Origin of the sequence: Amorphoplanes friuliensis DSM 7358, assembly GCF_000494755.1 — a bacterium.
Taxonomy (GTDB): Bacteria; Actinomycetota; Actinomycetes; order Mycobacteriales; family Micromonosporaceae; genus Actinoplanes; species Actinoplanes friuliensis.
Genome location: NC_022657.1, coordinates 1,918,501 through 1,932,095 on the forward strand (window position 1 = coordinate 1,918,501; position 13,595 = coordinate 1,932,095).

A 13,595-nucleotide genomic window follows, 5' to 3' on the forward strand; every position below is an offset into this window, starting at 1 on the left:
CCGGGCGCCGGCCACTGACCGCCGCTTGCCGCGAGCCGGGCGCCGGCCGTCGCTTACCGCGAGTTGAGCGTCGGCTGCTGGCCGCGACCAGCCGGCCGAGCGCGCGGCCGCAGTGATTGCCGCCTACCGCGAGCCCTGCGCCGGCGCTGGGGAGCGTCAGTTGGTGGTGGCCTGGTGGGCGGCGACTGCCAGGTTGGCGTCTTCCTGGATGAGGTCGGCGTTGAGCTGGGCGGCCACGAGCAACCCCGCCGACGCCGAGCTGACCACCTGCGCCATCTGGTCGGAGACGTTGCCGGCGACCCAGACGCCCGGGACCGACGTTTTGCCGTTCGGTTCGGCGACGACAACGCTGCCGAAGTCGTTCTCGGTGGCGGTCAGGCCCAGTGACGGCAGCGGTTCGGCGTTGGCCATGAAGCGGGGCGCCACCACGAGCACCTCGCGGTCGATGACGGTGCCGTCTTCCAGGCGTACCCCGGTCAGGGTGTTGTTCTTGACGACCACTTCGGTGACCTTGTCCGTGACGACCTTGATGCCGCGGGCCGCAAGCTGCTCGGCCTGGGTGGGGTCGGGGGCGGGTGCCTCGTGCAGGAAGAGGGTGACGTTGTCGCTCCACTGGCGCCACATCAGGGCCTGGTGCAGGGACATCGGGGACGAGCCGATGATGCCGATGGCCTGGCCGCGGGCCTCGTAGCCGTGGCAGTACGGGCAGTGGATGACGTCGTGTCCCCAGCGTTCGCGGAGGCCGGGGATCGACGGGAGTTCGTCGGTGAGGCCGGTGGTGACCAGGAGGCGGCGGGCCGTGAACGTCTGCCCGTCCTCCAGCGTCACGGTCAGCGAACCCTCGGAAGATGAAGCGGAGGCGACGGTGCCGTCGACGAGTTCGCCGCCGTAGTGGGTGACCTCGGACCGGCCGGCCGTGCGGAAGTCCGCCGGGGTGATGTTGTCGCGGGTCAGGTAGTTGTGGATGCCGTCGGCGGGGGCGTTGCGGGGCGTGCCCGCGTCCACCAGGAGCACCGTGCGGAGCGCCCGTCCCAGGGCTACCGCAGCACTCATTCCGGCGGGGCCGCCGCCGATCACGATCACGTCGTATGTCATGGGGACACGGTGGCCCCGGATCGGGTCAGGTGGCAAACTTCTTTGCCATGGTGGCAAAAAAGGATGACGTTCTGGCCGCGGTCGGGCCTCGGCTGCGGGCGTTGCGGCAGGAGCACGGGACGACGCTCAGCGGGCTGTCCGAGACCACCGGCATCTCGGTCAGCACCCTGTCGCGGCTCGAGTCCGGGCAGCGCCGGGCCACCCTCGAGTTGCTGTTGCCGCTGGCCAGGGCCTATCGGGTGCCGCTGGACGAGCTCGTCGGCGCGCCGCCGACGGGTGATCCGCGGATCTACGCGCGGCCGATCAAGCACAGCAGCGGGCAGACGATCCTGCCGCTCAGCCGGCAGGCCACCGGGCTGCAGGCGTTCAAGCACCTGATCCCCGCCGGGCCGACGCAGAGACCCGACCCCAAGACCCATGAGGGGTACGAGTGGCTCTACGTCCTCAGCGGACGGCTGCGCCTGGTGCTCGGTGAGCACGACATCGTGCTCCCGGCGGGGGAGGCGGCGGAGTTCGACACGCGCGTCCCGCACTGGTTCGGGAGCGCGTCGGGTGACGCGGTCGAGTTCCTCAGCATCTTCGGCAGCCAGGGCGAACGCATGCACGTCCGCGCCCGATCAACCCGTTAGCGCACCGCGGTGTAGATCGTCGTTGCGCGCAGCATGAAGACGTCGGGGCGGTTCAGCACGCTTTCCGGGTCCGTGGGGTCCATGAGCTGTTCCAGCCGGGCCAGGTCGGCGGCGGCCAGGTGGCCGTCGAGCGATTCCCGGGTACGCCGCAGCAGCCGTACCAGGTTCTGCCGCGGCGCGTCGCCGAGGGGTTCGGGCAGGTCCAGCATGAAGCTGCGGCTCGACACGTTGCTCAGGCCCGCCTCGGCCAGGAGTGCGGGCCAGGACCGTGGTGCGTTGATCGCGCCCATCGGGTGGGCGTGGTCGCGGGAGAGGGCGCTGTCCACCGCGTCGATGCGGGCGCTCAGGCCACCGTCCGCGTGTGGCGGCAGGAACTTCAGCGGTAGGCCGCCTTCGCGGAGGGCCAGGACACCGCCGGGGCGCAAAAGCGCAGCAAACGCCCGGATCCCTTCTGCCGGATCAGGCAGATGGTGCGCAACTCCGCTGACCCAGATCACGTCGGCGTCCGGCAGATCCGCCAGACCTTCGGGCAGTCGCACCTCACGGGTGGTGAAACGGCCGGCCACACCGAGCTCCTCCGCACGGGCCCGGGCGAGGGCCAGCAGCGGGGCGGCACCGTCCGCGGCCACAACTTCCGCGGCCGGCAGCAACCGGGCGAAGGTGCAGGCCGCGACGCCCGGTCCGCTGCCCACGTCGAGGACGCGGGTGGCGCCCGGGTGGCGTCCGGCGAGCCAGTGCAACGCCTGGTCGATCATCGGGGCGTTGACCTCACCGTCGGAGATCAGGTCGGGGCCGAACCGGGCCCAGTCCACGTCGTGGGTGTGCGTCATGGCGCCATCCTGCCCGAGCGGCGGCCTCAGAGGCTCTTCGCGAACCAGTGGTCGGCGTAGAGCCGGTCGCGGTGCGGCGGGATCTCCACATAACCGGCGGCCGCGTACATCGCGCGGGCCTCGGTCAGGTCGTTGCGGGTGTCGAGGCGCAGGGTGTGCAGGTCACGGGCGCGCGCCTCGTCCTCCACTGCGGACAGCAGCCGGCGGCCGATGCCGAGCCGCCGCGCCTCCGGGCGCACGTACATCTTGGTGATCTCGCCGGTCCCCGCCTCGGCGGGCCGCAGGCCGACGCAGCCCACCGGCTCCCCACCCCGGTCCGAGACCGTCTGGCCCGAGACCGCCCGGTCCGCGATCATCCGGTACGCGACCAGCAGCACCGCCACATCGTCGGCAGGCTCGTCCGCCAGCGCCGCGTCCACGGCTGAACCGGGCATCGGGCGCCCGTGGTACCGGTCGACCATCTCGCCCAGGTAGGACCGGACCAGCGCCACGGCGTCCGGGGCGTCGGCCGCGACCGTACGGATTGTGATCATGGGCCTGGATCGTGCCAGGGGCACTCGAGAGCCGGCCACAGGTTTAACAGTGCATGCGAAGCGTGATCAGTCGTTCACCCATTCGGCTGACTCGACTACCGCAAGGTAGGCAAATACGTTGTCAGCTGACATGTGTACCCACGACCATGCACGACCGCCGTCCGCTGCCGATCCCGCGGCCGGTGGGTGGCCGACGTCCGGAGGGGACGGTTCAGGCGGCCCGGCGGGCGGTCGACATCTGCCGGGGCACGATCACCGGCAGTGTCGGTCGGGGACGGCGGCCCAGGGCGTCCAGCGCGTCGAGCAGCATCGCCTGCACGGTGGTGGACGCGGGCAGGTGCCAGCCGGTCTGTTCCGGCGCGACGGCCCAGCGGACCGGGCCTTCGGGCGTACGGCTGGGTGCGGCGGGGATCCACGATCCGCGACCGTGGCGCAGCACGTCCAGGCAGGACGCCAGCTCGGGGCGGAGTTCCTCGCCCGGCTGGACCAGGAACATCCAGCGCCCGGCCGGTGTCACCGCGACCGGGCCACGGGCGTCTCCGCGTTCCGGGCCGAGGACGCCGGTGTGCAGGCGGACCGCACCGAGGACACGCAGGCCGACCGCGGCCGGCACCTCGAGCACGTCGAAGCGCCCGCCGGTCGCCAGGAGCACGGTGTACGGCCGTCGGCGCCACCACTTCGCGACCCGTCCGGCGTCGGTGCTGGAGTCGTCCTCCCAGGACTCGATCGCGGGGTGGCAACCCATGATCGGGCAGCCGGCACGACCGCAGCTGAACCGGTGCCCGGTCAGGTACGCGCCCGGTGTCACCGCCCAGCCGTGCGCGGCGTAGCGGAGGGCCGCACGCCGCAGTCGTATCCGATCTACGTACTCCCATGGCCCGATCGGCCGTCGGCTGTTCCACTGCATGGTCGGAAAACCCTCGATTCGCCTGCGGAGGCCGCATTACCAGCCGCGACCGCCGTCACCAAGCTCGACACGCTTCGTTTGTCCGGGCAGATCAGCTTTTGCAACTTGCATGAGAAACTATCGAGCATCGGTGGGCAGACGATCACACAGCTTGTGCGACCTCCCTGGACGAGTGAGGTCCACACTGCACGTGACACACCGGAATGCTCACCGGCGCTGGACGCCGGATGAGTGGGGGAGGCACCGTGGACGAGCTGCCGATCGGCCGCCGAGTCGCCTATTGGCGCGGCCGTCGCAAGATGTCCCAGCAGGTCTTCGCGGACCGGTTGGGGAAGTCCAAGAGCTGGGTCGACAAGGTAGAGCGGGGTGTCCGCCGGCTCGACAAGTTCTCCGTCGTCTATGAGATCGCCGACGTGCTGCAGATCGACGTCCAGCTGCTGCTGGGCAAGGACGTCGAGCGGCGGCCGGAGACGCAGAACTGCATCGACCAGGTCGAGGTCGAGGAGATCCGCGCGGCGCTCGAGCGGTACGACCAGATGAGCGCGTTCTTCCATCCTGTGCCGGTGGCGCCACCGCTGACGGAGATGCGCAAGGCGGTCAGCCACGCCTGGCTGACCTACCAGCACGCGAAGTACGGCGTCCTGGCCCGCAAGCTCCCGCAGCTGCTGCGGGACGCGCAGGCCGCGGACAGCGCGCACGCGAGCGGTGAAGAGGCACGCGACGCGGCGCACCTGCTGGGCCAGGTCTATCAGATCGCCTCGTCCGCCCTGCGCAAGGTCGGCGAGCACGAGCTGTCCTGGCTGGCCGCGGACCGCTCGATCGCGGTCTCGCAGCGCGCCGGTGACCAGCTCCTGGCCGGCATGGCCAGCCACCGGGTCGGCATGGCGCTGCTCTCGCTGGGCCGGATCCGTTCGGCGCTCGAGGTCAACGTCAACATCGCCAACCGCATCGCACCGATGACCTCCGAGGCGGCCACCCCGGAAAGACTCTCCGTGTACGGGTTGCTGCTGCTCACGGGGGCCATGGCGGCGGCCCGGATCGGTGACAGCGCCACCGTGCGCGACCTGGTGTGCGGCGCCGAGCAGGCGGCCGGCGCGCTGGGCGGCGACTACAACTACTACTGGACCTCGTTCGGCCCGACCAACGTGGAGCTGCACCGGGCCGCGGCCGCGGTCGAGCTCGGCGACGGCGGCAAGGCGATCGAGACGCACAACCGGATCGACCCGGAGAGCTTCGCGGCGATGCTGCCGGAGCGGCGTGCCCATCACTTCCTGGACATAGCCCGGGGTTACACACAGCTCGGCGACGTGGAGAAGGCCAGCGAGATGTTGCTGGAGGGTGACAGGCTTGCCCCGGCGGAGATCCGCTGCCGCCCGCTCGCCCACGAGGTCATCTCCGACGTGCTCCGACGCACGCGGGGCACACCGCCGGCGCCGATAGCGGAGCTGGCAGAGCAGATGGGAGTCGGCGTATGAGGTGGGTTCTCGAGTGATGAGCGTCAACACCTCGCCCGGCGTGCTGTACGTGCTCGTGTGCGGTTCGCCCATCGCCCGCGACGTCGGCGTGCTCGTCGATCTGGCCCAGCGGGACGGCTGGGAGGTCTGCGTGGTCACCACGCCGGACGGCCGCAAATTCGTCGACGCGGCGGCACTGCACGCCCAGACGGGTCACCCGGTCCGTAGCTACTACAAGAACCCCGGCGACGAGGATCTGCTGCCGCCGGCCGACGCGATGATCGTGGCGCCCGCGACGGTGAACACGATCAACAAGTGGTCGGCCGGCATCACCGACACCCTCGTGCTCGGCCTGTTGATCGAGGGCTACGGCTTCGGTATCCCGACCGTGGTCGTCCCGTACACGAACAAGGTCATGGCGCTGCACCCGTCGTTGCACGACAGCATCGCGAAACTTCGCAACTGGGGTGTCCAGGTGCTTTACGGCGATGACGTGCTCCGTCTCGGCGGACCGGGACAGAACGAACGCTATCGGAGCCAGTTCCCGTGGCGGCGTGCTCTGCAGGCGCTGCACACCCGATTCGCGGCCGACAACCGAGTGGAGCCCGGGGCCCGCTCCTGAGCCTGGGTAGAGTTGGCGGCCGTGACCGACACCGCCGTTGCCCCGCCTGCAGTCCGTGACGTGGTGGCCGCCCTCGACGCGCTCTACCCGAGGGACTGGGCCGAGCAGTGGGACAGGGTGGGCCTCGTCCTCGGAGAGTTCGACAACCCCGTCACCACCGTGCTGTGCGTCGTCGACTGCGTCCCGGAAACGGTCGCGGAGGCGGTCGCCGTGGGCGCCGATCTGATCGTCGCCCACCATCCGCTGCTGCTCAAGGGCGTTTCGTCGGTCGCACCCGACACCTACAAGGGCCGCATCGTGCACCGCCTGATCAAGGCGGACATCGCGCTCTACGTCGCGCACACCAACGCCGACGTCGCGAGTCCGGGCGTGTCCGACGCGCTCGCCGCCCGGCTCGATCTGACCGGTCTGCGCCCGCTCGTCCCGGCTGCTCCCGGCAGCCCGGCCGCCGGTGGTGGCCGTGGAGCCGGACGGGTCGGCGAGCTGGCCACACCGATGCCGCTGGCCGAGCTGACCCGGTTCGTCGCCCGCAACCTCCCGCACACCGCCGCCGGGGTGCGTGCTGCCGGTGATCCCGGCCGGCTCGTGCGTACGCTTGCCGTCTGCGGGGGAGCGGGCGATTCGTTCCTGGCGGACGCCGGACGGGCGGGCGCCGATGCGTACCTCTGCGCCGATCTGCGGCATCATCCCGCGAGCGAACATCTCGCCGCCGGCGGTCCGGCGCTGCTCGACGTCGCCCACTGGGCGAGTGAGCGGCCCTGGCTCGACGACGTGGCGGGTCTCCTGCGCGCCCAGTTCCCGGTCACGGCTCTCGTGTCCGATCTCGACACCGACCCCTGGACCGTGCACGCGGTCAGCGGAAAATAAGGAGTACCTGACGTGAAGGCCGCCCCGCAAGCCCAGCGCCGTCTGCTCGACCTGCAGGCCATCGACACCGCCCTCGCCCAGCTCGCCCACCGCCGCAAGTCGCTGCCGGAGCTGGCCGAGATCGCCACGATCTCGCGGGAGCTCTCCGCCCTGGAGGACCAGCGGGTCCGGGCCCAGGTGGCCGTCGACGACCTCGACCGTGACATCACCCGTTTCGAGAAGGACATCGAGCAGGTTCGCACCCGCAAGGCCCGGGACCAGGCCCGCCTCGACGCTGGTGGCGCGTTGCGCGAGATCGAGGGTCTCCAGCACGAGATGGCCACGCTCAACCGGCGGCAGGGTGAGCTTGAGGACGCCGAGCTCGAGCTGATGGAGCAGCGGGAGACCGCCGAGCAGACGCTCAACGACATCCGCAAGAAGCTCACCGAGGCGAGCGAGCGCCGTGCGGCCGCCGAGGCCCGCCGTGACGAGGCCTTCGCGGACATCACCAAGGAGCAGGAGTTCAAGACCCAGGCGCGGGCGCCGCTGGCCGGTGACCTGCCCGGCGACCTGCTCGGCCTGTACGACAAGATCCGCGCCGACTCCGGTCTGGGCGCCGCGCTGTTCCGGGCCGGTCGCTGCGGTGGCTGCCGCATCGAGCTCTACGGCGCCGACCTCAACCGTGTGAAGTCCGCCCCGGCCGACGAGGTGGTCCGCTGCGAGGAATGCCGCCGCATCATGGTCCGCACCGCGGAGTCCGGCCTGTGACGGAGCTGCGGGTGGTGGTCGAGGCCGACGGTGGTTCGCGGGGAAACCCGGGACCGGCCGGTTACGGCGCGGTGGTCCTCGAGGAGGGCACCGGCCAGGTCCTCCTCGAGCGGTACGCGTCCCTGGGCACCACCACGAACAACGTCGCCGAATACTCGGGCCTGATCGCGGGCCTGCGTGCCGCCGCCGAGCTGGGCGCCACCCGTGTGGACGTACGGATGGACTCGAAGCTGGTGGTCGAGCAGATGTCCGGTCGCTGGCAGATCAAGAATCCGGGTTTGCGGCCGCTCGCCGCGGAGGCGGCGAAGCTGGTCGACGGGTTCACCACCGTGACGTTCGACTGGATCCCGCGCGAGCGCAACAAGCTCGCGGACGCCCTGGCCAACCGGGCGATGGACGAGGCCGCGGGCAAGAAGGTCCCGGCGGACACGCCCGCGTTCGAGAGCCGTGAGCCCAAGGCGCCGAAGAACTGGGCGCCGCCGTCGCTCGACACGGCGACCCGGCTCATCCTCGTCCGGCACGGCGAGACCGCGATGACCTCGCAGGGCCGTTATTCCGGCCGCGGCGACGTCCCGCTGTCCGAGCAGGGTGAGGCCCAGGCCATGGCCGCGGCCGGGCGCGTGGCCGGCATCTCCCGCGACGTCGCGGCCGTCGTCTCCTCACCCCTCCTGCGGTGTATGCGCACCGCCGAGTTCATCGCGGCCGAGCTGGGCAACGTCAAGGTGACCGTGCTGCCGGAACTGATCGAGTGCGACTTCGGCGACTGGGAGGGCCTGACCTTCGCGGAGGTGCGCGAGCGCTGGCCCGACGAGCTGGACCGCTGGCTCGACTCGACCAGCGTCGCGCCGCCGGGTGGCGAGTCGTTCCAGGTCGTGGCCAAACGGGTACGCGGCGCGCTGGCAACGCTGCAATCGGCGTACCCGTCAGGAACGGTTGTGGTGGTTTCGCACGTCTCGCCCATCAAGCTGATCCTGCGGGACGCGCTCGCGGCGAGCGACGCCTTCCTGCACCGGCTCTTCCTGGACGCGGCCGGCGTCTCCACCATGGACATGTGGCCCGACGGTGGCATCGCCGTGCGCTCGGTCAACGAGACGGCACACCTGCGCTGAAGGGTTGACCCCGCCGGGTGCGGACGTTTAGCTTCCTCGATTAGGAAACTTTCTTCACCATTCCTCGTCGATAAAACTTCCGTCCGCCCCTGGAGGGCTCATGCGCGGATTCTCCCGCCGTCTGCTGGCTGTCGGCGCTGCCGTACTGGTCGGTGTCACGGCCGCACCCACCGCCGCACAGGCACATCCGAAGAAGTCGTACGTCAAGGTCGGATACTTCACGCAGTGGGGCATCTACGGTCGTGACTTCCAGCTGGCGAAGGTCCAGCAGTCCGGCGCGGCCGCCGGGCTCACCCACCTCAACTACGCGTTCGGCCCGGTCACCGCGGCCGGCGTCTGCGACTCGGCCGACAGCTGGGCCGACTGGGGCGTGCCGTTCTCCGACGCGCAGAGCGTCGACGGTGTGGCCGACGTCGCCGGTCAGCCCTACTCCGGCAACCTCAATCAGCTCGCCGAGCTCAAGAAGAAGAACCCGAAGCTGCGGGTGCTGATCTCGCTCGGCGGCTGGACCGGTTCGGCGTTCTTCTCGGACGCCGCCCTGACCGACGCCTCGCGCAAGAAGCTGGTCACCTCCTGTGTCGACCTGTGGATCAAGGGCAACCTGCCCGGCCTGACCACGGGTGTCGCCGCCGGTGTCTTCGACGGCATCGACCTCGACTGGGAGTGGCCCGGTTCGGACGGCAACGTCGGCAACGTCATCCGCCCCGAGGACAAGCAGAACTTCACGCTGCTCACCGCCGAGTTCCGCAAGCAGCTCGACGCGCTGAGCCGCAAGACCAGGAAGCACTACGACCTCACCGCGTTCCTGCCGGCCGCCCCGGCCAAGATCGACGCCGGCTTCGAGGCCAAGAAGATCTTCAAGTACCTCGACTTCGGTACGGTCCAGGGCTACGACTTCCACGGCTCGTGGGAGGCCCGCACCAACCAGCAGTCCGCGCTGCGCGTGCCGGCCGGTGCGCCCGACAACCCGGACTTCTCGGTCGAGGTCGCGATCAACACCTGGAAGGACCGGGGGGCGCCGAAGAACAAGCTCGTGCTCGGCATCCCGTACTACGGCCAGGGCTGGACCGGCACGACCGGCGATCTGTTCGCGCCGGCCACCGGTGGCGCCCCCGGCAAGTTCGCGGTCGGCACCGAGGACTACAAGGTGCTCAAGAACCTGAAGTCGCAGGGCTTCAAGCTGCACCGCGACTGGCGGTCGGGCCACTCGTGGCTCACCGACGGCACCACCTTCTGGACGTACGACGACCCGGCGCAGATCCTGCAGAAGACGACGTACATCCGGTCGCAGGGTCTCGGCGGCGCGATGATGTGGTCGCTCGACGGCGACGACGAGAAGGCGTCTCTCACCCGTACGATCTCGGCGGGTCTCTGGACCCCCTGGCGGTAACTGTTCGATCATGGGTGGTGCGCCGTTCGGCGCACCACCCTGGCCGTTCGGCGCAGGGTGATCACACCCGGGCGCATCGGGCGCGAAACCTCTCGGTAACCTGCGGCCGATGGCCGTGACCACGGTCACCACCTCGTCTGCGCTCCGATGAGGAGGTACGGCATTGTCTTCACCGCGCAGTGATCGCAGCCCGTGGAACTGGCTGCTGATCGTCCCGATCGTGCTTCCGCTGCTGACCCCGCTGTACAACTTCGACTCGCCCCGGCTGTGGGGCTTCCCGGCGTTCTACTGGCTGCAGTTCGCGTTCATCCTCGTCGGCGTCGCCACGACCTCGATCGTCTACCAGATGACCCGCCGCCCGCGCGAGGCTGTCAAATCGGAGGCGGCCACCGATGAGTGAGCACATCACCGAGATCGTCGTTTTCACGCTGCTGTTCCTGCTGGTCAGCGCCATGGGTTTTGTCGCGGCCAAGTGGCGTGCGCCCAAGGACATGGCCCACCTCGACGAATGGGGCCTCGGCGGCCGCAGCTTCGGCGGCTGGGTCACCTGGTTCCTCGTCGGCGGCGACCTCTACACCGCGTACACCTTCGTCGCGGTCCCTGCACTGATCTTCGGTGCGGGTGCGGCGGGCTTCTTCGCGGTCCCGTACACCGTGGTGATCTACCCGCTGTTCTTCCTGATCCTGATCCGCCTCTGGTCGGTGTCGCACCGCCACGGATTTGTCACCCCGGCCGACTTCGTCCGCACCCGCTTCGACTCACCGCTGCTGGCGCTGCTGATCGCGATTACCGGCATCGTCGCGACCATGCCGTACATCGCGTTGCAGCTGGTCGGCATCGAGGCCGTGCTCAAGACGATGGGCGTGACCGGCGACAGCGTGCTCGCCCGGCACGCGCCGATCATCGTGGCGTTCGCCATCCTCGCGGCGTACACCTATCAGTCCGGGCTGCGGGCACCGGCGCTGATCGCGTTCGTCAAGGACACCCTGATCTACATCGTGATCATCGTGGCGGTGCTCTACCTGCCGTACAAGCTCGGCGGCTGGGGCTCCATCTTCGACGACGCCAGCGCCAAATTTGCCGCGTCGCCCAACCCCGGTGACGGCATCACCCTCAACGCCAACAACCAGATCCAGTACATCACCCTCGCCCTCGGTTCGGCGCTGGCCCTTTTCCTGTACCCCCACAGCATCACGGGCGTACTGGCCAGCAAGAACCGCAACGTGATCAAGCGCAACATGTCGGCGCTGCCCGCGTACAGTTTCCTGCTCGGCCTGATCGCCCTGCTCGGGTTCATGGCGATCTCGGCGGGGGTGAAACCCCTGCCCGGCGCCAAGGAAGGCAGCCTCGACACCAACACCGTGGTGCCGCTGCTCTTCGACCAGCAGTTCCCGTCCTGGTTCGCGGGTGTCGCCTTCGCGGCCATCGGCATCGGCGCACTGGTCCCGGCGGCGATCATGTCGATCGCGGCGGCGAACCTGTTCACCCGCAACATCTACAAGGAATACTTCCGCAAGGACGCCACCCACGCCCAGGAAGCCAGCGTCGCCAAGATCGCGTCCCTGGTGGTCAAGGTCGGCGCGGTCGCGTTCATCATCTTCCTCGACCCGCAGTTCTCCATCGACCTGCAGCTCATCGGCGGCGTGATCATCCTCCAGACGGCCCCGGCCGTGGCGCTGGGCCTCTACACCCGGTGGCTGCACCGCGGCGGCCTCATCGGCGGCTGGATCGCCGGCATGGGCCTCGGCTTCTGGATGCTCTACCAGATCCCCAACGCCGCCACCGGCCGCGCCCACTTCGGCGGCTCGGCGTTCCCGCTGACCAAGTTCGGCTTCGACACCCCGAAGACGATCTACGTCGGCTTCGTCGCTGTCGCGGTCAACCTGCTGGTCGCGGTCATCGTCACGCTGATCCTGCGAGCGATGAAGACCCCCGAGGGCGTCGACGGCACCGAAGCCGACGACTACTTCGCCGACGAGGGCGACCCGCGCCTGGAGAAAGCCCGCACCACCCCGGACGAGATCACGTCCTCGACCTGACCCTCGACCCGCTCTGAGTACCGCGGCCCCGGACGTCCTATCCGGGGCCGCGGCCCGTCCCGGCCTGGTTATCCGGGGCCGCGGCCTTTCAGGTAGGCGTCCATGTCGTGGATGAGGCGTTCCAGGGTCACGGCGAGCTCGCGGCGTTCCTTGGGCGACCAGTCCTTGAGCACGCTGCCGTAAAGCTCTCGCCGGGCCTGGCTGACCTTGTCGACCTGGCTCAGCCCTTTATCGGTGGCGGCGATGACCGTGCCGCGGCCGTCCTCGGGGTCGGCGCTGCGTTCCACCAGCCCGTCGCGGTGCAGGGCGCCGACCTGCCGGGTCACCGTCGACCCGTCGAGGTTGAGCCGGGTCGCGACCGCCGAGACGTTCTGCGGGCCGGCCTCCTGCAGGAACCGCAGGATGACGTAGGCGGCCCGGTCCAGGGCCCGGTGCGGGCGCGGCGAGGAGCGCCGGGTCGCCTCACCCAGCCGCATCAGCATGGCCACGTTCGTCTCGATCATGCCCAGTGCCGCGTCGTCGTCCGCCATCTGCCCTTCCCCTGGTCGCTATGCTTTTGCAGCATTTTGCCGCCCGATGCTGAAGGCTTCCTGAAAGTTTCCTTCATCGGAACGCCCGCCACAGCAGTAAGAGCCCGATCGCCGTCCCGAACGTGACGATGAGAACCTTCAGCACCTTCGCCGGCAGTCGCCGAGCCAGCCGCGCCCCCACATAACCACCGACCACGGTCGCCGGCGCCACCGCCAGCACCGCACCCCAGTGCACCGGCGCAAAGATCGCAAAGACCACCACGGTGACCAGCCCGACACAGGCGGACAGCACGTTCTTCAGCGCGTTGATCCTGTTCAGCGTCTCGTCGAGCACCAACGCGAGCGCCGCCACGTACATGACACCGAGCGCGGCCCCGAAATACCCGCCGTAGATCGCCCCCACGAACACCACAACATGCAGCGTCGCCGTCCTGTCTCGCGTCGACGACCCGACCAGCGCCTTCAACCGTTCCTGGAAGAACAGCGTCGCCGCCGCCCCCAGCACGAGGAAAGGCACAACAACTTCGAAGGCCCGTGCCGGCGTACCCAGCAGCAACGCACACCCGAGCGCCGCCCCCACAAGACTCGTCGGCACGATCACCGCCAGCCGCCGCCCCTGCCCGGCCAGATCCGCCCGGCTCCCGACCACCGACGACACGTACCCGGGAAAAACCGCCGTCGAGTTGGTGACGTTCGCATCCACCGACGGCAACCCGACCGCAATCAACGTAGGAAACGTGATCAGCGACCCACCCCCGGCGATCGCATTGACGACCCCGGCGGCCAGCCCCGCCCCCACCAGCAGCAAAATCTCTCCGACATCCATGATGCCGAAGAATCTAC

The 13,595-nt window shown here is 69.5% G+C and carries 15 protein-coding genes; 9 read left to right on the forward strand and 6 right to left on the reverse strand.

The genetic code is table 11. The annotated features are described in order from the left end of the window. Positions 1-156: 156 nt before the first annotated feature. A complete protein-coding gene (locus AFR_RS08950) occupies positions 157-1,095 on the reverse strand; it encodes an NAD(P)/FAD-dependent oxidoreductase (RefSeq protein WP_041840717.1) in 939 nt (312 codons plus the stop codon). A gap of 47 nt (positions 1,096-1,142) precedes the next feature. Here AFR_RS08950 and AFR_RS08955 point away from each other — a divergent pair, with 47 nt between their 5' ends. Continuing rightward, complete coding sequence (locus tag AFR_RS08955; RefSeq protein WP_023359592.1) at positions 1,143-1,724, forward strand: helix-turn-helix domain-containing protein; 582 nt, start codon at positions 1,143-1,145, stop codon at positions 1,722-1,724. Here the strand turns inward: AFR_RS08955 and AFR_RS08960 are convergent. The 3 genes from AFR_RS08960 to AFR_RS08970 form a co-directional block, all read right to left on the reverse strand. Beyond that, on the reverse strand, positions 1,721-2,554 hold the full coding sequence (locus tag AFR_RS08960; RefSeq protein ID WP_023359593.1) for a class I SAM-dependent methyltransferase: 834 nt from the start codon (positions 2,552-2,554) through the stop codon (positions 1,721-1,723). The two genes, AFR_RS08955 and AFR_RS08960, sit on opposite strands and share 4 nt — an antisense overlap. Before the next feature lie 26 nt (positions 2,555-2,580). Then, the gene (locus AFR_RS08965; RefSeq protein WP_023359594.1) at positions 2,581-3,087 is read right to left on the reverse strand and encodes a GNAT family N-acetyltransferase; all 507 of its coding nucleotides are present in this window, start codon (positions 3,085-3,087) and stop codon (positions 2,581-2,583) included. A 211-nt stretch (positions 3,088-3,298) separates the two neighbouring features. Then, positions 3,299-3,994: a bifunctional DNA primase/polymerase gene (locus tag AFR_RS08970; RefSeq protein WP_052359346.1), complete on the reverse strand. Its 696-nt coding sequence runs from the start codon at positions 3,992-3,994 to the stop codon at positions 3,299-3,301. Between the two features lie 245 nt (positions 3,995-4,239). Between AFR_RS08970 and AFR_RS08975 the strand changes: the two genes are divergently transcribed. The 8 genes from AFR_RS08975 (at position 4,240) to mctP (ending at position 12,222) form a co-directional block, all read left to right on the forward strand. Then, on the forward strand, positions 4,240-5,469 hold the full coding sequence (locus AFR_RS08975) for a helix-turn-helix domain-containing protein (RefSeq protein ID WP_023359596.1): 1,230 nt from the start codon (positions 4,240-4,242) through the stop codon (positions 5,467-5,469). 16 nt (positions 5,470-5,485) lie between these two features. Next, positions 5,486-6,070, forward strand: a complete 585-nt coding sequence (locus AFR_RS08980; protein ID WP_023359597.1) for a flavoprotein — start codon at positions 5,486-5,488, stop codon at positions 6,068-6,070. A gap of 21 nt (positions 6,071-6,091) precedes the next feature. After that, positions 6,092-6,937 carry a Nif3-like dinuclear metal center hexameric protein gene (locus AFR_RS08985; protein ID WP_023359598.1) on the forward strand — a complete coding sequence of 282 codons (846 nt, stop codon included), beginning with the start codon at positions 6,092-6,094 and terminating at the stop codon, positions 6,935-6,937. 12 nt (positions 6,938-6,949) lie between these two features. Beyond that, positions 6,950-7,684 (forward strand): zinc ribbon domain-containing protein, encoded by a 735-nt coding sequence (locus tag AFR_RS08990; protein WP_023359599.1) that lies wholly within the window; start codon positions 6,950-6,952, stop codon positions 7,682-7,684. Further along, the gene (locus tag AFR_RS08995) at positions 7,681-8,793 is read left to right on the forward strand and encodes a bifunctional RNase H/acid phosphatase (RefSeq protein WP_023359600.1); all 1,113 of its coding nucleotides are present in this window, start codon (positions 7,681-7,683) and stop codon (positions 8,791-8,793) included. The genes AFR_RS08990 and AFR_RS08995 overlap by 4 nt, the downstream gene beginning before the upstream one ends. Before the next feature lie 100 nt (positions 8,794-8,893). Beyond that, positions 8,894-10,183: a glycoside hydrolase family 18 protein gene (locus AFR_RS09000; RefSeq protein ID WP_023359601.1), complete on the forward strand. Its 1,290-nt coding sequence runs from the start codon at positions 8,894-8,896 to the stop codon at positions 10,181-10,183. A gap of 163 nt (positions 10,184-10,346) precedes the next feature. Continuing rightward, on the forward strand, positions 10,347-10,583 hold the full coding sequence (locus AFR_RS09005) for a DUF3311 domain-containing protein (RefSeq protein WP_023359602.1): 237 nt from the start codon (positions 10,347-10,349) through the stop codon (positions 10,581-10,583). Further along, the gene (mctP, locus tag AFR_RS09010; protein WP_023359603.1) at positions 10,576-12,222 is read left to right on the forward strand and encodes a monocarboxylate uptake permease MctP; all 1,647 of its coding nucleotides are present in this window, start codon (positions 10,576-10,578) and stop codon (positions 12,220-12,222) included. The genes AFR_RS09005 and mctP overlap by 8 nt, the downstream gene beginning before the upstream one ends. A gap of 68 nt (positions 12,223-12,290) precedes the next feature. Here the strand turns inward: mctP and AFR_RS09015 are convergent, their stop codons facing one another. Beyond that, the gene (locus tag AFR_RS09015; RefSeq protein WP_023359604.1) at positions 12,291-12,752 is read right to left on the reverse strand and encodes a MarR family winged helix-turn-helix transcriptional regulator; all 462 of its coding nucleotides are present in this window, start codon (positions 12,750-12,752) and stop codon (positions 12,291-12,293) included. 73 nt (positions 12,753-12,825) lie between these two features. Next, positions 12,826-13,578 carry a sulfite exporter TauE/SafE family protein gene (locus tag AFR_RS09020; protein ID WP_023359605.1) on the reverse strand — a complete coding sequence of 251 codons (753 nt, stop codon included), beginning with the start codon at positions 13,576-13,578 and terminating at the stop codon, positions 12,826-12,828. Between the last annotated feature and the right edge of the window lie 17 nt (positions 13,579-13,595).